22 protein-coding genes are annotated in these 16,685 nt (G+C 54.9%); all 22 read right to left on the reverse strand.

Annotated features, from left to right (window positions below; genetic code table 11):
• Nucleotides 1–3 precede the first annotated feature (3 nt).
• The 22 genes from rplF to rpoC all read right to left on the reverse strand — a co-directional run bounded on the left by rplF (nucleotide 4) and on the right by rpoC (nucleotide 16,628).
• Complete coding sequence (gene rplF, locus P3C29_RS26035; protein ID WP_010174584.1) at nucleotides 4–537, reverse strand: 50S ribosomal protein L6; 534 nt, start codon at nucleotides 535–537, stop codon at nucleotides 4–6.
• A gap of 12 nt (nucleotides 538–549) precedes the next feature.
• The gene (rpsH, locus tag P3C29_RS26040; RefSeq protein WP_003186040.1) at nucleotides 550–942 is read right to left on the reverse strand and encodes a 30S ribosomal protein S8; all 393 of its coding nucleotides are present in this window, start codon (nucleotides 940–942) and stop codon (nucleotides 550–552) included.
• Nucleotides 943–1,150: 208 nt separating this feature from the next.
• Nucleotides 1,151–1,456, reverse strand: coding sequence for a 30S ribosomal protein S14 (gene rpsN / locus P3C29_RS26045; RefSeq protein WP_003176414.1), 306 nt, complete (start codon nucleotides 1,454–1,456; stop codon nucleotides 1,151–1,153).
• A 13-nt stretch (nucleotides 1,457–1,469) separates the two neighbouring features.
• Nucleotides 1,470–2,009: a 50S ribosomal protein L5 gene (gene rplE / locus P3C29_RS26050; protein ID WP_003210069.1), complete on the reverse strand. Its 540-nt coding sequence runs from the start codon at nucleotides 2,007–2,009 to the stop codon at nucleotides 1,470–1,472.
• Nucleotides 2,010–2,029: 20 nt separating this feature from the next.
• Nucleotides 2,030–2,344 carry a 50S ribosomal protein L24 gene (gene rplX, locus P3C29_RS26055; RefSeq protein WP_007896770.1) on the reverse strand — a complete coding sequence of 105 codons (315 nt, stop codon included), beginning with the start codon at nucleotides 2,342–2,344 and terminating at the stop codon, nucleotides 2,030–2,032.
• Nucleotides 2,345–2,355: 11 nt separating this feature from the next.
• A complete protein-coding gene (rplN, locus tag P3C29_RS26060; protein ID WP_002555479.1) occupies nucleotides 2,356–2,724 on the reverse strand; it encodes a 50S ribosomal protein L14 in 369 nt (122 codons plus the stop codon).
• A 23-nt stretch (nucleotides 2,725–2,747) separates the two neighbouring features.
• Nucleotides 2,748–3,014, reverse strand: coding sequence for a 30S ribosomal protein S17 (gene rpsQ / locus P3C29_RS26065; protein ID WP_003176419.1), 267 nt, complete (start codon nucleotides 3,012–3,014; stop codon nucleotides 2,748–2,750).
• A gap of 2 nt (nucleotides 3,015–3,016) precedes the next feature.
• Entirely contained in the window at nucleotides 3,017–3,208 is a 192-nt protein-coding gene (gene rpmC, locus P3C29_RS26070; RefSeq protein ID WP_002555481.1) for a 50S ribosomal protein L29, read from the reverse strand.
• Nucleotides 3,208–3,621, reverse strand: a complete 414-nt coding sequence (gene rplP, locus P3C29_RS26075) for a 50S ribosomal protein L16 (RefSeq protein WP_003210075.1) — start codon at nucleotides 3,619–3,621, stop codon at nucleotides 3,208–3,210. The genes rpmC and rplP overlap by 1 nt, the downstream gene beginning before the upstream one ends.
• A gap of 12 nt (nucleotides 3,622–3,633) precedes the next feature.
• Entirely contained in the window at nucleotides 3,634–4,320 is a 687-nt protein-coding gene (gene rpsC / locus P3C29_RS26080) for a 30S ribosomal protein S3 (RefSeq protein WP_003176422.1), read from the reverse strand.
• Nucleotides 4,321–4,333: 13 nt separating this feature from the next.
• Nucleotides 4,334–4,666: a 50S ribosomal protein L22 gene (rplV, locus tag P3C29_RS26085; RefSeq protein WP_003210077.1), complete on the reverse strand. Its 333-nt coding sequence runs from the start codon at nucleotides 4,664–4,666 to the stop codon at nucleotides 4,334–4,336.
• Between the two features lie 13 nt (nucleotides 4,667–4,679).
• Nucleotides 4,680–4,955 (reverse strand): 30S ribosomal protein S19, encoded by a 276-nt coding sequence (gene rpsS, locus P3C29_RS26090; protein WP_002555486.1) that lies wholly within the window; start codon nucleotides 4,953–4,955, stop codon nucleotides 4,680–4,682.
• A gap of 16 nt (nucleotides 4,956–4,971) precedes the next feature.
• Nucleotides 4,972–5,796, reverse strand: coding sequence for a 50S ribosomal protein L2 (rplB, locus tag P3C29_RS26095; RefSeq protein ID WP_003210080.1), 825 nt, complete (start codon nucleotides 5,794–5,796; stop codon nucleotides 4,972–4,974).
• Between the two features lie 14 nt (nucleotides 5,797–5,810).
• Nucleotides 5,811–6,110 (reverse strand): 50S ribosomal protein L23, encoded by a 300-nt coding sequence (gene rplW / locus P3C29_RS26100; protein WP_002555488.1) that lies wholly within the window; start codon nucleotides 6,108–6,110, stop codon nucleotides 5,811–5,813.
• Entirely contained in the window at nucleotides 6,107–6,709 is a 603-nt protein-coding gene (gene rplD / locus P3C29_RS26105) for a 50S ribosomal protein L4 (protein WP_003210082.1), read from the reverse strand. Before rplD ends, rplW begins: the two co-directional genes overlap by 4 nt.
• A gap of 12 nt (nucleotides 6,710–6,721) precedes the next feature.
• Nucleotides 6,722–7,357 (reverse strand): 50S ribosomal protein L3, encoded by a 636-nt coding sequence (gene rplC, locus P3C29_RS26110; protein ID WP_003194649.1) that lies wholly within the window; start codon nucleotides 7,355–7,357, stop codon nucleotides 6,722–6,724.
• Nucleotides 7,358–7,438: 81 nt separating this feature from the next.
• Entirely contained in the window at nucleotides 7,439–7,750 is a 312-nt protein-coding gene (gene rpsJ, locus P3C29_RS26115; RefSeq protein WP_003210084.1) for a 30S ribosomal protein S10, read from the reverse strand.
• Nucleotides 7,751–7,891: 141 nt separating this feature from the next.
• On the reverse strand, nucleotides 7,892–9,085 hold the full coding sequence (tuf, locus tag P3C29_RS26120; protein WP_003210085.1) for an elongation factor Tu: 1,194 nt from the start codon (nucleotides 9,083–9,085) through the stop codon (nucleotides 7,892–7,894).
• A 30-nt stretch (nucleotides 9,086–9,115) separates the two neighbouring features.
• The gene (gene fusA, locus P3C29_RS26125) at nucleotides 9,116–11,221 is read right to left on the reverse strand and encodes an elongation factor G (RefSeq protein WP_010174505.1); all 2,106 of its coding nucleotides are present in this window, start codon (nucleotides 11,219–11,221) and stop codon (nucleotides 9,116–9,118) included.
• Nucleotides 11,222–11,251: 30 nt separating this feature from the next.
• Nucleotides 11,252–11,722 (reverse strand): 30S ribosomal protein S7, encoded by a 471-nt coding sequence (gene rpsG / locus P3C29_RS26130; protein ID WP_002555493.1) that lies wholly within the window; start codon nucleotides 11,720–11,722, stop codon nucleotides 11,252–11,254.
• Nucleotides 11,723–11,840: 118 nt separating this feature from the next.
• Nucleotides 11,841–12,212 (reverse strand): 30S ribosomal protein S12, encoded by a 372-nt coding sequence (rpsL, locus tag P3C29_RS26135; RefSeq protein WP_002555494.1) that lies wholly within the window; start codon nucleotides 12,210–12,212, stop codon nucleotides 11,841–11,843.
• Between the two features lie 216 nt (nucleotides 12,213–12,428).
• A complete protein-coding gene (gene rpoC / locus P3C29_RS26140; RefSeq protein ID WP_003210090.1) occupies nucleotides 12,429–16,628 on the reverse strand; it encodes a DNA-directed RNA polymerase subunit beta' in 4,200 nt (1,399 codons plus the stop codon).
• Nucleotides 16,629–16,685 lie beyond the last annotated feature (57 nt).

Consider the following 16,685-nt stretch of genomic DNA (forward strand, 5'->3'; position numbering starts at 1 on the left):
GCCCTACTTCTTCTTGGCTTCTTTACGACGGACGACTTCGTCCGCGTAGCGCACACCTTTGCCTTTGTACGGCTCTGGTGGACGGAAGTCGCGGATCTCAGCGGCCACCTGACCTACCAGCTGCTTATCGATACCCTTGATCAGGATGTCGGTTTGGCTAGGGGTCTCAGCGGTGATGCCTTCCGGCAGTTCGTAATCCACTGGGTGCGAGAAGCCAAGGGCCAGGTTCAGAACCGTGCCTTTTGCTTGCGCTTTGTAACCAACACCGACCAGCTGGAGCTTACGCTCGAAGCCTTGGCTTACGCCTTGGACCATGTTGTTTACCAACGCACGAGTGGTACCGGCCATTGCGCGAGTTTGTTGATCGCCATTGCGAGCAGCAAAACGCAGCTCACCAGCTTCTTCAACGACCTCAACGGACGAATGGATGTTCAGTTCCAGAGTGCCCTTGGCACCCTTCACCGAAAGCTGGCCACCTGCGAATTTGACTTCGACACCGGCTGGCAGCTTAACGGGGTTCTTAGCGACGCGTGACATGCTTATCCCCCCTTAGAACACTGTGCAAAGAACTTCGCCGCCGACACCGGCAGCGCGCGCAGCACGATCCGTCATCACACCTTTGTTGGTGGAGACGATAGACACACCGAGACCGCCACGAACTTTTGGCAGATCATCGACGGACTTGTACTGACGCAGGCCTGGACGGCTAACGCGCTTCACTTCCTCGATGACCGGACGGCCTTCGAAGTACTTCAGCTCGATGGACAGCAGTGGCTTGATTTCGCTGCTGATCTGATAACCCGCAATGTAGCCTTCGTCTTTCAGGACTTTGGCAACAGCAACCTTCAACGTGGAAGATGGCATGCTTACGACGGACTTTTCAGCCATCTGGGCATTACGGATACGAGTTAGCATGTCCGCTAACGGGTCCTGCATACTCATGGGCTAGACGCTCCTAATACAAAAAAATTAGCCTTGCGGCTACATATGTCACCGAGAATCTCCGAGCATAAAACACACGGGCTCAGGCGAGCCGCGTATTTTAGACACACTCCGGAAATGAAACAAGCCCCAAAAGGGGCTTGTTCCAGATTCTAGGCCACCGGTGGTCAGTATCTTACGATCCTGACCACTGCGACTTCGAAAGTACTTACCAGCTGGCTTTAACCAGACCTGGTACGTCACCACGCATTGCCGCTTCACGCAGTTTGTTACGGCCGAGGCCGAACTTGCGGTAAACGCCGTGTGGACGACCGGTCAGGCGGCAGCGGTTACGCATGCGCGAAGCGCTTGCGTCACGTGGCTGCTTCTGCAGAGCAACTGTAGCTTCCCAACGCGCTTCTGGACTTGCGTTCAGATCAACGATGATTGCTTTCAGTGCTGCACGCTTCTTGGCGTACTTGGCAACCGTGAGCTGACGCTTCAGCTCGCGGTTTTTCATGCTCATCTTGGCCATGGTCCTACTCCAATCAGTTGCGGAACGGGAATTTGAACGCACGCAGCAGAGCGCGGCCTTCATCATCGTTCTTGGCAGTGGTGGTCAGGGTGATGTCCAGACCGCGGAGAGCATCGATCTTGTCGTAGTCGATTTCCGGGAAGATGATCTGCTCTTTAACGCCCATGCTGTAGTTACCACGACCATCGAAGGACTTGGCATTCAGGCCGCGGAAGTCGCGGACCCGAGGCAGGGAGATCGACAGCAGACGATCCAGGAATTCGTACATACGCTCACGGCGCAGAGTCACTTTGACGCCGATCGGCCAACCTTCACGGACTTTAAAGCCAGCGATGGATTTGCGAGCGTAGGTCACAACGACTTTTTGGCCGGTGATCTTTTCCAGGTCAGCAACAGCGTGCTCGATGACTTTTTTGTCGCCGATCGCTTCGCCCAGACCCATGTTCAGGGTGATTTTGGTAACGCGCGGAACTTCCATCACGTTCGAAAGCTTAAGTTCTTCCTTAAGTTTCGGTGCGATTTCCTTCCGGTAAATCTCTTTTAGTCGTGCCATGGTCTTCTACCTAGCAGTGTTCAAGCATCAACCGCTTTTTGGGTCGACTTGAAGACACGAATTTTCTTACCGTCTTCTACTTTGAAACCAACGCGGTCAGCCTTGTTGGTTTCGCCGTTGAAGATGGCGACGTTAGAAGCGTGCAGTGGCGCTTCTTTCTCGACGATACCGCCTTGTACGCCCGACATCGGGTTAGGCTTGGTATGACGCTTGACCAGGTTCAGACCACCAACGACCAGACGGTCATCAGCAAGAACCTTCAGCACCTTACCGCGCTTACCTTTGTCTTTGCCGGCGATCACGATGATCTCGTCGTCACGACGAATCTTTTGCATGTCGGATCTCCTTACAGCACTTCTGGGGCGAGCGAGACGATCTTCATGAACTTCTCAGTACGAAGTTCACGGGTCACTGGCCCAAAGATACGGGTGCCGATCGGCTCTTGCTTGTTGTTCAGAAGAACAGCAGCGTTGCCATCAAAGCGGATAATGGAGCCATCTGCACGGCGTACGCCGTGACGAGTGCGGACTACAACAGCAGTCATCACTTGGCCTTTTTTCACTTTACCGCGAGGAATTGCTTCCTTCACGGTAACTTTGATGATGTCACCGATACCAGCGTAACGACGATGGGAGCCACCCAGCACCTTGATGCACATAACGCGGCGTGCGCCGCTGTTATCGGCCACATCGAGCATGGATTGAGTCTGAATCATATAATTTCTCCGACCCCTAGTCCTTAGACTTCCACAGCGCGTTCGAGAACATCAACCAGGGCCCAAGACTTGGTCTTGGCCAACGGACGAGTTTCACGAATAGTGACTTTGTCGCCGATGTGGCACTGGTTGGTTTCGTCGTGCGCGTGCAGCTTAGTCGAACGCTTAACGTATTTACCGTAGATCGGGTGCTTAACGCGACGCTCGATCAAAACGGTGATGGTTTTGTCCATCTTGTCGCTGACAACACGGCCAGTCAGCGTACGGACAGTCTTTTCGGCTTCAGCCATGATCACTTACCTGCCTGCTGGTTGAGCACAGTCTTCACGCGAGCGATGTCACGCTTAACTTGCGAGAGCAGATGAGACTGCCCCAACTGGCCAGTTGCTTTCTGCATACGCAGATTGAACTGGTCGCGCAGCAGGCCGAGCAGTTGCTCGTTCAGCTGCTGTGCGGATTTTTCACGAAGTTCATTCGCTTTCATCACATCACCGTCCGTTTAACAAAGGAGGTGGCGAGCGGCAGCTTTGCAGCAGCCAGGGCGAAAGCCTCACGCGCCAGCTCTTCAGTAACACCCTCGATTTCATACAGGACTTTGCCTGGCTGAATCTGGGCAACCCAATATTCCACGTTACCCTTACCTTTACCCATCCGAACTTCGAGGGGCTTTTTGGAGATAGGCTTGTCCGGGAATACACGGATCCAGATCTTGCCGCCACGTTTAACGTGACGGGTCAGAGCACGACGCGCTGACTCGATCTGACGAGCGGTGAGACGACCACGAGCTACAGACTTCAGCGCATACTCGCCGAAGCTGACTTTGCTACCGCGCTGAGCCAGACCACGGTTGTGGCCTGTCATCTGCTTGCGGAACTTCGTACGCTTTGGTTGCAACATTTGGCGTACCCCTTACTTAGCAGCTTTTTTACGAGGCGCTGGTGCTTGTGGTTTCAGTTCTTCTTGGCGACCACCAATTACTTCGCCTTTGAAGATCCAAACCTTTACACCGATCACACCGTAAGTGGTGTGAGCTTCGTAGTTGGCATAGTCGATGTCGGCACGCAGGGTGTGCAGTGGCACACGACCTTCGCGATACCATTCAGTACGTGCGATTTCAGCACCGCCGAGACGACCGCTCACTTGGATTTTGATGCCTTTGGCACCAATGCGCATGGCGTTCTGTACTGCGCGCTTCATAGCGCGACGGAACATTACACGACGCTCCAGCTGCTGAGCTACGCTCTGCGCAACCAGCATACCGTCGAGCTCCGGCTTGCGGATCTCTTCGATATTGATGTGCACAGGCACACCCATTTGCTTGGTCAGGTCCTGACGCAGTTTCTCAACATCTTCACCTTTCTTCCCGATAACGATACCTGGACGAGCGGTGTGGATGGTGATACGTGCAGTTTGAGCAGGACGATGGATATCGATACGGCTCACGGACGCGCTTTTTAGTTTGTCTTGGAGATACTCACGCACCTTCAGATCAGCGAACAAGTAGTCCGCATAAGTCCGACCGTCTGCGTACCAGACGGAGGTGTGCTCCTTGACGATTCCCAGGCGAATGCCAATGGGATGTACTTTCTGACCCATCTCTTCGACTCCGTTACTTGTCAGCAACCTTGACAGTGATATGGCAAGACCGCTTGACGATGCGATCAGCTCGGCCTTTGGCACGAGGCATGATGCGCTTCAGCGAACGCCCTTCGTTGACGAAAACGGTGCTGACCTTCAGGTCATCAACGTCTGCGCCTTCGTTGTGCTCGGCGTTGGCTACGGCCGACTCCAGCACTTTCTTGATGATCTCGGCGGCTTTCTTACTGCTGAAAGCCAACAGGTTGAGCGCTTCGCCCACCTTCTTCCCGCGGATCTGGTCGGCGACCAAGCGGGCTTTCTGGGCGGAGATTCGAGCGCCCGACAACTTAGCGGCTACTTCCATCGTTCCTTACCCCTTAACGCTTGGCTTTCTTGTCTGCCACGTGCCCACGATATGTGCGGGTACCGGCAAACTCGCCTAGTTTGTGGCCGACCATGTCTTCGTTCACGAGAACTGGAACATGTTGACGACCGTTATGCACTGCAATGGTCAAACCGACCATTTGTGGCAGGATCATCGAACGACGCGACCAGGTTTTCACCGGTTTGCGATCGTTCTTTTCCGCCGCCACTTCGATCTTCTTCAGTAGGTGAAGATCAATAAAAGGACCTTTTTTCAGAGAACGTGGCACTGTCGTATCCCTCTATTTACTTGCGACGACGGACGATCATTTTGTCGGTACGCTTATTACCACGAGTCTTCGCGCCCTTAGTCGGGAAGCCCCATGGCGATACCGGATGACGACCACCAGAGGTACGACCTTCACCACCACCGTGTGGGTGGTCAACCGGGTTCATGGCAACACCACGAACGGTTGGGCGAACGCCACGCCAGCGTTTGGCACCAGCTTTACCCAGCGAACGCAGGCTGTGCTCGGAGTTCGAGACTTCGCCCAGGGTCGCACGGCACTCAGCCAGTACTTTACGCATTTCACCAGAGCGCAGACGCAGGGTCACGTAGACACCTTCACGAGCGATCAGCTGAGCCGAAGCACCAGCGGAACGAGCGATTTGCGCGCCTTTACCCGGCTTCAATTCGATGCCGTGTACGGTGCTACCAACTGGAATGTTGCGCAGTTGCAGAGCGTTGCCCGGCTTGATCGGTGCCAAAGCACCTGCGATCAGCTGGTCACCAGCACTCACGCCTTTAGGGGCGATGATGTAGCGACGCTCGCCATCTGCGTACAGCAGCAGAGCAATGTGAGCAGTACGGTTTGGATCGTATTCGATACGCTCGACAGTGGCAGCGATGCCATCTTTGTCGTTGCGACGGAAGTCGACCAGACGATAATGCTGCTTATGGCCACCACCGATGTGACGAGTGGTAATACGACCATTGTTGTTACGACCACCAGTCTTCGATTTCTTCTCGAGCAGCGGTGCGTGAGGAGCGCCTTTATGCAGCTCCTGGTTGACCACCTTGACCACAAAACGGCGGCCAGGGGAAGTCGGTTTGCATTTAACGATTGCCATGATGCACCCCTTCCTTACTCAGCACTGCTGCTGAAATCGAGATCTTGGCCTGGCTGAAGGGAGATAACTGCCTTCTTCCAGTCATTACGCTTGCCCAGACCGCGAGCAGTGCGCTTGCTCTTACCCAGAACATTCAGGGTAGTAACACGCTCTACTTTCACGCTGAACAGGCTTTCGACGGCCTTCTTGATTTCCAGCTTGGTTGCGTCAGTTGCAACCTTGAAAACGAACTGGCCTTTCTTGTCAGCCAGAACCGTAGCCTTTTCGGAAACGTGCGGGCCAAGCAGAACTTTAAATACGCGTTCCTGGTTCATCCCAGCAGCTCCTCGAATTTCTTCACGGCCGACACGGTGATCAACACCTTGTCGTATGCGATCAGACTAACTGGATCGGAACCTTGCACGTCACGTACATCAACGTGTGGCAGGTTGCGAGCAGCCAGGTACAGGTTCTGATCAACAGCTTCAGACACGATCAGGACGTCAGTCAGGCCCATGCCGTTCAGCTTGTTCAGCAGATCTTTGGTTTTCGGCGCTTCAACAGCGAAGTCCTGAACCACGACCAGACGATCAGTACGCACGAGTTCAGCAAGGATGGAGCGCAGTGCTGCGCGATACATCTTCTTGTTGAGCTTCTGGGTGTGATCCTGTGGACGTGCTGCGAAAGTGGTACCGCCGCCACGCCAGATTGGGCTACGGATAGTACCGGCACGAGCGCGGCCAGTACCTTTCTGACGCCAAGGGCGCTTACCGCCACCACGAACGTCGGAACGGGTCTTTTGCTGCTTGCTACCTTGACGGCCGCCGGCCATGTAGGCCACGACTGCTTGGTGAACCAGCGTCTCGTTGAATTCGCCGCCAAATGTCAGTTCGGAAACTTCGATCGCTTGAGCGTCATTTACATTTAATTGCATGTCAGCTTCCCCTTAACCGCGAGCCTTGGCCGCTGGACGTACAACCAGGTTGCCGCCAGTAGCGCCAGGAACAGCACCCTTGACCAACAACAGATTGCGTTCAGCGTCGACGCGCACTACTTCGAGGGACTGCACGGTCACGCGCTCAGCGCCCATATGACCGGACATTTTTTTGCCCTTGAATACACGACCAGGAGTCTGGCACTGGCCAATAGAGCCCGGGACGCGGTGGGAAACGGAGTTACCGTGAGTGTTGTCTTGGCCACGGAAATTCCAACGCTTGATCGTACCCTGGAAGCCTTTACCCTTGGACTGACCGGTTACATCAACCAGTTGACCAGCGGCGAAGATTTCAGCGTTGATCAGATCGCCAGCCTGGTAGTCGCCGTCTTCAAGACGGAACTCCATAACAGTGCGACCAGCTGCAACGTTTGCTTTAGCGAAGTGACCTGCTTGAGCAGCAGTCACGCGCGAAGCACGACGCTCGCCGACAGTGACTTGCACTGCACGATAGCCATCGGTTTCTTCAGTTTTAAACTGGGTGACGCGATTCGGTTCGATCTCAATGACCGTGACCGGAATGGAGACACCTTCTTCGGTGAAAATACGGGTCATACCGCATTTACGACCGACTACACCAATAGTCATGTTGTAAACCTCATGAGTGTACGGGGCTTTCACCCGCTATGGCCGCCCATTTCAGAGCGTTACACGACTAAGACCCAAGTCTTAGCCGAGGCTGATCTGTACTTCCACACCGGCCGCCAGATCAAGCTTCATAAGTGCATCAACGGTTTTATCCGTTGGCAGGACGATGTCCAGCACGCGCTTATGAGTACGGATCTCGTACTGGTCACGCGCGTCTTTGTTGACGTGCGGGGAGACCAGAACGGTGAACCGCTCTTTACGGGTAGGCAGTGGAATTGGACCACGCACTTGAGCACCAGTACGTTTCGCGGTTTCCACGATTTCCTGGGTGGATTGGTCGATCAGTTTGTGGTCAAAAGCCTTCAACCTGATACGAATTTGCTGATTTGCCATTGGATTTCAGACTCCGGCTGCTATTCCCAGCGAGCGCAACACGCCCGTTAAAAGGAGGCGCAATTCTATAGACGCCCCATATGGGTGTCAACTCAATAAAAAAGCCCCCGCTGAGCGGGGGCTTTTTCAAGTCATCACTTATTAAGCGATGATTTTGGCTACGACGCCAGCGCCGACGGTACGACCGCCTTCACGGATAGCGAAACGCAGACCATCTTCCATTGCGATGGTTTTGATCAGGGTGACAACCATTTTGATGTTGTCGCCTGGCATTACCATTTCAACGCCTTCCGGCAGTTCGCAGTTACCGGTCACGTCAGTGGTCCGGAAGTAGAACTGTGGACGGTAGCCTTTGAAGAACGGAGTGTGACGGCCGCCTTCTTCTTTGCTCAACACGTACACTTCAGCTTCGAAGGTAGTGTGCGGCTTAACCGAACCTGGCTTGACCAGAACCTGGCCACGCTCAACGTCGTCACGCTTGGTACCACGCAGCAGAACGCCGCAGTTCTCGCCTGCACGACCTTCGTCGAGCAGTTTACGGAACATTTCAACACCGGTGCAGGTGGTGACGGTAGTGTCACGCAGACCAACGATTTCCAGTGGATCTTGAACCTTAACGATACCGCGCTCGATACGACCAGTCACAACAGTACCGCGACCGGAGATCGAGAATACGTCTTCGATTGGCATCAGGAACGGCTTGTCGATAACACGAACTGGGTCTGGGATGTAGCTGTCCAGAGTCTCAACCAGTTTACGAACGGCAGTGGTGCCCATTTCGTTGTCGTCAAGACCGTCCAGAGCCATACGAGCAGAACCGATGATGATCGGAGTGTCGTCGCCCGGGAAGTCGTAAGTGCTCAGCAGATCGCGCACTTCCATCTCAACCAGTTCCAGCAGCTCAGCGTCGTCTACCAGGTCAGCCTTGTTCAGGAAAACCACGATGTACGGAACGCCTACCTGACGGGACAGCAGGATGTGTTCACGGGTTTGCGGCATCGGACCATCAGCGGCCGAGCAAACCAGGATCGCGCCGTCCATCTGGGCAGCACCGGTGATCATGTTCTTCACGTAGTCAGCGTGACCTGGGCAGTCAACGTGAGCGTAGTGACGGATCAGCGAGTTGTATTCAACGTGCGCGGTGTTGATGGTGATACCACGAGCTTTTTCTTCTGGTGCGCTGTCGATCTTGTCGAAGTCAACACGAGCCGAACCGAAAACTTCGGAGCAGACGCGAGTCAGAGCAGCGGTCAGAGTGGTTTTACCGTGGTCAACGTGGCCGATAGTGCCAACGTTTACGTGCGGTAGGGAACGATCAAATTTTTCTTTAGCCACGACAATTAACTCCTTGCCTAAAGGACTGAATCAGCCTTGTTTTTTGGATACAGTTTCAGCGATGTGCGCCGGAGCTGTGTTGTATTTTTTGAATTCCATAGAGTAGCTTGCGCGACCCTGAGACATGGAACGAACGTCGGTCGCATAACCGAACATCTCGCCCAACGGAACCTCGGCACGAATCACTTTGCCGGAAACCGTATCTTCCATACCCAAGATCATGCCGCGACGACGGTTAAGGTCGCCCATCACGTCACCCATGTAGTCTTCAGGCGTAACGACTTCTACTGCCATGATTGGCTCAAGCAACTCACCACCGCCCTTCTGGGCCAGTTGCTTGGTAGCCATGGAAGCAGCCACCTTAAACGCCATCTCGTTGGAGTCGACGTCGTGGTAAGAACCGTCAAAAACGGTCGCCTTCAGGCCGATGAGCGGATAGCCGGCAACAACACCGTTCTTCATCTGCTCTTCGATACCCTTCTGGATAGCCGGGATGTATTCCTTAGGAACAACACCGCCCACTACTTCGTTCACGAATTGCAGACCTTCCTGACCTTCATCAGCAGGAGCAAAACGGATCCAGCAATGGCCGAACTGGCCACGACCGCCGGATTGACGAACGAATTTGCCTTCGATTTCGCAGTTCTTCGTGATGCGCTCACGATAGGAAACCTGAGGCTTACCGATGTTGGCTTCGACGTTGAACTCACGGCGCATCCGGTCAACCAGGATGTCCAGGTGAAGCTCGCCCATGCCGGAGATGATCGTTTGACCAGTCTCTTCATCAGTCTTGACGCGGAAAGATGGATCTTCCTGAGCAAGTTTGCCCAGAGCGATACCCATTTTTTCCTGGTCATCCTTGGTCTTAGGCTCAACGGCAACCGAAATAACCGGCTCCGGGAAGTCCATGCGAACCAGGATGATTGGCTTGTCAGCGTTGCACAAGGTTTCACCAGTGGTGACGTCCTTCATGCCGATCAGGGCCGCGATGTCACCAGCGCGCACTTCCTTGATCTCTTCGCGGGCGTTTGCGTGCATTTGCACCATACGACCCACGCGCTCTTTCTTGCCTTTAACCGAGTTGATCACGCCGTCGCCGGAGTTCAACACGCCCGAGTAAACGCGGACGAAGGTCAAGGTACCCACGAATGGGTCAGTGGCAATTTTAAATGCCAGAGCGGAGAACGGTTCTGCGTCGTCTGCGTGACGCTCCAGCTCGATAGTCTCGTCATCCGGGTCAGTACCCTTGATGGCAGGAATATCCACTGGTGCTGGCAGGTAGTCGATCACAGCATCGAGAACCAGGGGAACGCCCTTGTTCTTGAACGAGGAACCGCAAACAGCCAAGACGATCTCACCAGCGATAGTACGCTGACGCAGAGCGGCCTTGATTTCCGCGTTGGTGAGCTCTTCACCTTCGAGGTACTTGTTCATCAGCTCTTCGCTGGCTTCGGCCGCAGCTTCAACCATGTTGTTGCGCCACTCGTCAGCCAATTCCTGCAGTTCAGCAGGGATAGCTTCGCGACGAGGAACCATACCCTTGTCAGCATCGTTCCAGTAAACAGCTTCCATGGTCAGCAGATCGATCTGCCCCTGGAAGTTGTCTTCGGAACCGATAGCCAACTGGATTGGCACTGGGGTGTGACCCAGACGCTGCTTGATCTGACCGATCACGCGCAGGAAGTTTGCACCAGCACGGTCCATCTTGTTTACGTAAACAAGACGTGGAACGCCGTATTTGTTGGCTTGACGCCATACGGTTTCCGACTGAGGCTCAACACCCGAGGTACCGCAGAACACAACGACAGCGCCGTCGAGTACGCGCAGGGAACGTTCAACTTCAATGGTGAAGTCTACGTGGCCCGGGGTATCGATTACGTTGAAGCGGTGCTCATCCTTGTACTGCTTCTCGGAACCTTTCCAGAAGGCGGTAATAGCAGCAGAAGTAATGGTAATACCACGCTCCTGCTCCTGAACCATCCAGTCTGTGGTCGCGGCGCCGTCATGCACCTCGCCCATCTTGTGACTTTTGCCGGTGTAAAACAGTACGCGCTCGGTGGTGGTGGTTTTACCAGCATCCACGTGAGCAACGATACCGATGTTACGGTAGCGGCTAATCGGAGTAGTACGAGCCATAAAGCCCTCGCAAAATTAGTGAAGCTAGAATTAGAAGCGGTAGTGCGAGAAAGCTTTGTTAGCTTCAGCCATACGGTGCACGTCTTCACGCTTCTTAACAGCAGCACCTTTACCTTCAGCAGCGTCCAACAGTTCGCCAGCCAAACGCAGGGCCATAGACTTCTCGCCGCGCTTGCGGGCGAAGTCTACCAACCAGCGCATTGCCAAAGCGTTACGACGGGACGGGCGAACTTCAACCGGAACCTGGTAAGTAGCACCGCCTACACGGCGCGACTTCACTTCGACCAGCGGAGCGATGGCGTCGAGAGCTTTCTCGAAGATTTCCAGGGGGTCGCTGTTCTTGCGTTCTTTAACCTTTTCCAGCGCGCCATAAACGATACGCTCGGCAACGGCTTTCTTGCCGCTTTCCATCACGTGGTTCATGAACTTGGCCAGAATTTGGCTTCCGTATTTTGGATCGTCAAGCACTTCGCGCTTGGCTGCTACGCGTCTTCTTGGCATGGATAAGCCCTCAAACGGTCTTCAGGTTCGCTCGGAATTAGTGCCCTTTCGGGACGCCTCCGACCTTACTCTTATCGACTCAGAAAATAAGATGATTCAGTTTTACAAAAAGCCGCTACTACTTAGGCTTCTTGGTACCGTACTTCGAACGACCCTGGTTACGACCTTTAACGCCGGAAGTATCCAAGGAGCCGCGTACGGTGTGGTAACGAACACCTGGCAAGTCTTTTACACGACCGCCGCGGATCAGTACCACGCTGTGTTCTTGCAGGTTGTGGCCTTCACCGCCGATGTACGAGGAAACCTCGAAACCGTTGGTCAGGCGCACACGGCATACTTTACGCAGTGCCGAGTTAGGTTTTTTCGGCGTAGTGGTATACACGCGAGTGCATACGCCACGACGTTGCGGGCAGTTCTGCAGCGCAGGCACGTCGGATTTCTCGACGATACGCTTACGCGGCTGACGTACCAGCTGGTTGATAGTTGCCATCTACTAGCTCCACTGTTGTCTTGCGACGCTATTGTCTTGCAAGAAAAGCAAAATGGCAGGAACGAATTCCCGCCAAATTTAGGGGTACAAGAGTCTAAAGAGGATCTTGTCCCCAGTCAAGGCAAGGCCCCGACCTCCCCTTCCATCGAACCGGGACAAATCTGTCTCGATCCGACGAACGGGGCTGCCAGGGCCCGGCCTTATTTACCGCAGAACTCAGTTACCGCTTGAGTTCAGCGCTTCGGTCAGTGCAGCTTCCACTTCACTGGCGCTTACGCGCAGCGGCTTGTCGAGTTCACGGCGACGCTTACGCTCGCTGTGGTAGGCCAAGCCGGTACCGGCCGGGATCAGACGACCCACAACCACGTTTTCTTTCAGGCCGCGCAGGTAATCGCGCTTGCCGGTTACCGCTGCTTCGGTCAGTACACGCGTGGTCTCCTGGAAGGAGGCCGCCGAGATGAACGACTCAGTGGACAACGACGCCTTGGTGATACCCAGCAACACACGAGTGAACTTGGAAACGAATTTCTCGTCGTTCGCCAGGCGCTCGTTCTCTACCAGCACGTGAGTCAGTTCCATCTGGTCGCCCTTGATGAAACTCGAATCGCCGGATTCAGCGATTTCAACTTTACGCAGCATCTGACGCAGGATGGTCTCGATGTGCTTATCGTTGATCTTCACGCCTTGCAGACGATAAACGTCCTGGATCTCGTTAACGATGTACTTGGCCAGCGCACTCACACCCAGCAGACGCAGGATGTCGTGTGGATCGCTCGGGCCGTCGGAGATAACTTCGCCGCGGTTTACCTGTTCACCTTCGAAGACGTTCAGGTGACGCCACTTCGGAATCAGCTCTTCGTACGGATCGCTACCGTCGTTCGGCGTAATGACCAGACGGCGCTTGCCTTTGGTCTCTTTACCGAACGCGATGGTGCCGCTGACTTCAGCCAGAATCGACGCTTCTTTCGGACGACGAGCTTCGAACAAGTCGGCAACACGCGGCAGACCACCGGTGATGTCACGGGTTTTCGAAGTTTCTTGCGGGATACGAGCGATAACATCACCGATCGCGATCTTCGCACCATCCGCAACACCGACCAGGGCGTTGGCTGGCAGGAAGTACTGAGCGATAACGTCAGTGCCTGGCAGCAACAGATCCTTGCCGTTGTCATCAACCATCTTCACGGCAGGACGGATATCTTTGCCCGCAGCTGGACGGTCTTTGGCGTCGAGTACTTCAATGTTGGTCATACCGGTCAATTCGTCAGTCTGACGCTTGATCGTGATGCCTTCTTCCATGCCCACGTAGGTCACGGTACCTTTCATTTCGGTAACGATTGGGTGAGTGTGCGGATCCCACTTGGCCACGATTGCGCCAGCGTCGACCTTGTCACCTTCTTTAACCGAAATCACGGCACCGTACGGCAGCTTGTAGCGCTCACGCTCACGACCGTAGTCATCAGCGATTGCCAGCTCACCGGAACGGGACACAGCAACCAGGTGGCCATCCACTCGCTCAACGTGCTTCAGGTTGTGCAGACGGACAGTACCGCCATTCTTCACCTGAACGCTGTCGGCTGCGGAGGTCCGGCTTGCCGCACCACCGATGTGGAACGTACGCATGGTCAGCTGGGTACCCGGCTCACCGATGGACTGGGCAGCGATAACGCCGACCGCTTCACCGATGTTCACCTGGTGACCACGAGCCAAGTCACGGCCGTAGCACTTGGCGCAAATGCCGTAGCGGGTTTCGCAGCTGATCGGCGAGCGAACAATCACTTCGTCGATGCTGTTGAGCTCGATGAACTCGACCCACTTCTCGTCTACCAGGGTGCCGGCAGGAACAATGACTTCCTCGGTACCTGGCTTGAATACGTCACGGGCGATTACTCGACCCAGTACGCGCTCACCCAACGGCTCTACAACGTCGCCGCCTTCGATGTGCGGAGTCATCAGCAGACCGTGTTCGGTACCGCAGTCAACTTCAGTCACAACCAAGTCTTGCGCAACGTCTACCAGACGACGAGTCAGGTAACCGGAGTTAGCGGTTTTCAACGCGGTATCCGCCAGACCTTTACGAGCACCGTGAGTCGAGATGAAGTACTGAAGTACGCTCAAACCTTCACGGAAGTTCGCAGTAATCGGCGTTTCGATGATGGAACCGTCCGGCTTGGCCATCAGGCCACGCATACCGGCGAGCTGACGGATCTGCGCAGCAGAACCCCGTGCGCCCGAGTCCGCCATCATGTACATCGAGTTGAACGACTCTTGATCGACTTCCACGCCATGACGGTCGATAACGCGCTCTTTCGAGAGGTTCGACATCATCGCCTTCGACACTTCGTCGTTGGCCTTGGACCAAAGGTCGATCACTTTGTTGTACTTCTCGCCCTGGGTTACCAGGCCGGAGGCGTACTGGCTTTCGATCTCTTTCACTTCATCGGTAGCAGCACCGATGATGGCGGCTTTCTCGTCCGGGATAACGAAGTCGTTAACACCGATGGAAACGCCGGAAATGGTCGAATAAGCAAAACCGGTGTACATCAACTGGTCAGCGAAGATAACGGTCTCTTTCAAACCAACCACGCGGTAGCACTGGTTGATCAGCTTGGAGATCGCCTTTTTCTTCATTGGCTGGTTGACCACGTCGTACGACAGGCCAGGTGGAACAACCTGGAACAACAGCGCACGGCCGACAGTGGTGTCGACGATACGGGTGTTCTTGACGCTGCCACCATCACGATCGTTGATGGTTTCGTGGATGCGGACTTTAACCTTGGCGTGCAGTGCGGCTTCGCCGGCACGGAACACACGGTCAACTTCCTGCAGATCCGCGAACACACGACCTTCGCCCTTGGCGTTGATCGCTTCACGAGTCATGTAGTACAGACCCAATACAACGTCCTGCGACGGAACGATGATTGGCTCACCGTTGGCTGGCGACAGAATGTTGTTGGTCGACATCATCAACGCACGCGCTTCCAACTGGGCTTCCAGTGTCAGCGGTACGTGCACGGCCATTTGGTCGCCGTCGAAGTCGGCGTTGTACGCAGCACAGACCAGAGGGTGCAGCTGGATAGCCTTACCTTCGATCAGTACCGGTTCAAACGCCTGGATACCCAGACGGTGAAGGGTCGGTGCACGGTTGAGGAGAACCGGGTGTTCACGGATCACTTCAGCGAGAACGTCCCAAACCTCTGGCAGTTCGCGCTCGACCATCTTCTTGGCGGCCTTGATGGTGGTCGCGAGACCACGCATTTCCAGCTTGCCGAAAATGAACGGCTTGAACAGCTCGAGAGCCATCTTCTTCGGCAGACCGCACTGGTGCAGACGCAGGGTCGGGCCTACGGTAATTACCGAACGACCGGAGTAGTCAACACGCTTACCGAGCAAGTTCTGACGGAAACGACCTTGCTTACCCTTGATCATGTCAGCCAGGGATTTCAGAGGACGCTTGTTCGAGCCGGTGATAGCGCGGCCACGACGACCGTTGTCGAGCAGAGCATCGACAGCTTCTTGCAACATACGCTTTTCGTTGCGCACGATGATGTCCGGAGCAGACAGATCGAGCAGACGCTTCAAGCGGTTGTTACGGTTGATCACCCGGCGGTACAGGTCGTTGAGGTCGGAAGTCGCGAAGCGACCGCCATCCAACGGTACCAGCGGACGCAGGTCTGGCGGCAGAACCGGCAGAACGGTCAGCACCATCCACTCTGGCAAGTTGCCGGAACCCTGGAAGGCTTCCATCAACTTCAGACGCTTGGACAGTTTCTTGATCTTGGTTTCGGAGTTGGTTTGCGGAATTTCTTCACGCAGACGACCAATCTCGTGTTCCAGGTCGATAGCGTGCAACAGTTCACGGACAGCTTCGGCACCCATGCGGGCATCGAAATCGTCGCCGAACTCTTCCAGCGCTTCGAAGTACTGCTCGTCGTTCAGCAGCTGACCTTTTTCAAGGGTGGTCATGCCTGGGTCGATAACGACATAGCTCTCGAAGTAGAGAACGCGCTCGATATCACGCAGGGTCATGTCCATCAGCAAGCCGATACGGGACGGCAGCGATTTCAGGAACCAGATGTGGGCAACCGGCGAAGCCAGTTCGATGTGCGCCATACGCTCACGACGAACCTTGGCCAGTGCAACTTCAACGCCGCACTTCTCGCAGATCACACCACGGTGCTTCAAGCGCTTGTACTTACCGCACAGGCACTCGTAATCCTTTACCGGGCCAAAGATCTTGGCGCAGAACAGGCCGTCACGTTCTGGTTTGAACGTACGGTAGTTGATGGTTTCCGGCTTTTTAACTTCACCGAACGACCACGAACGGATCATCTCAGGCGATGCCAATCCAATACGGATGGCGTCGAACTCTTCGACTTGACCCTGGTTTTTCAGCAAATTCAGTAGGTCTTTCAAGGCCTTTCCTCCTGGCGGAGCAGAGAGCGGGCTAAACAGCCCCGCTCTCGATTCGCG

It is taken from the genome of Pseudomonas sp. 1912-s (assembly GCF_029269205.1).
Lineage (GTDB): Bacteria > Pseudomonadota > Gammaproteobacteria > Pseudomonadales > Pseudomonadaceae > Aquipseudomonas.

Bases quoted from the DNA above. Each gene is read 5' to 3' on its own strand.
- rpsC (WP_003176422.1), bottom strand. From the start codon at position 4,320: ATGGGTCAGAAAGTACATCCCATTGGCATTCGCCTGGGAATCGTCAAG.
- rplW (WP_002555488.1), bottom strand. From the start codon at position 6,110: ATGAACCAGGAACGCGTATTTAAAGTTCTGCTTGGCCCGCACGTTTCC.
- rplC (WP_003194649.1), bottom strand. From the start codon at position 7,357: ATGACTATTGGTGTAGTCGGTCGTAAATGCGGTATGACCCGTATTTTC.
- rplV (WP_003210077.1), bottom strand. From the start codon at position 4,666: ATGGAAGTAGCCGCTAAGTTGTCGGGCGCTCGAATCTCCGCCCAGAAA.
- rpsN (WP_003176414.1), bottom strand. From the start codon at position 1,456: ATGGCCAAGATGAGCATGAAAAACCGCGAGCTGAAGCGTCAGCTCACG.
- rplP (WP_003210075.1), bottom strand. From the start codon at position 3,621: ATGTTGCAACCAAAGCGTACGAAGTTCCGCAAGCAGATGACAGGCCAC.
- rpsQ (WP_003176419.1), bottom strand. From the start codon at position 3,014: ATGGCTGAAGCCGAAAAGACTGTCCGTACGCTGACTGGCCGTGTTGTC.
- rpsG (WP_002555493.1), bottom strand. From the start codon at position 11,722: ATGCCAAGAAGACGCGTAGCAGCCAAGCGCGAAGTGCTTGACGATCCA.
- rpsJ (WP_003210084.1), bottom strand. From the start codon at position 7,750: ATGGCAAATCAGCAAATTCGTATCAGGTTGAAGGCTTTTGACCACAAA.
- rplN (WP_002555479.1), bottom strand. From the start codon at position 2,724: ATGATTCAGACTCAATCCATGCTCGATGTGGCCGATAACAGCGGCGCA.
- rplD (WP_003210082.1), bottom strand. From the start codon at position 6,709: ATGCAATTAAATGTAAATGACGCTCAAGCGATCGAAGTTTCCGAACTG.
- rplB (WP_003210080.1), bottom strand. From the start codon at position 5,796: ATGGCAATCGTTAAATGCAAACCGACTTCCCCTGGCCGCCGTTTTGTG.
- rplF (WP_010174584.1), bottom strand. From the start codon at position 537: ATGTCACGCGTCGCTAAGAACCCCGTTAAGCTGCCAGCCGGTGTCGAA.
- fusA (WP_010174505.1), bottom strand. From the start codon at position 11,221: ATGGCTCGTACTACTCCGATTAGCCGCTACCGTAACATCGGTATCGTT.
- rpsH (WP_003186040.1), bottom strand. From the start codon at position 942: ATGAGTATGCAGGACCCGTTAGCGGACATGCTAACTCGTATCCGTAAT.
- rpsL (WP_002555494.1), bottom strand. From the start codon at position 12,212: ATGGCAACTATCAACCAGCTGGTACGTCAGCCGCGTAAGCGTATCGTC.
- rplX (WP_007896770.1), bottom strand. From the start codon at position 2,344: ATGCAAAAGATTCGTCGTGACGACGAGATCATCGTGATCGCCGGCAAA.
- rpmC (WP_002555481.1), bottom strand. From the start codon at position 3,208: ATGAAAGCGAATGAACTTCGTGAAAAATCCGCACAGCAGCTGAACGAG.
- rplE (WP_003210069.1), bottom strand. From the start codon at position 2,009: ATGGCACGACTAAAAGAGATTTACCGGAAGGAAATCGCACCGAAACTT.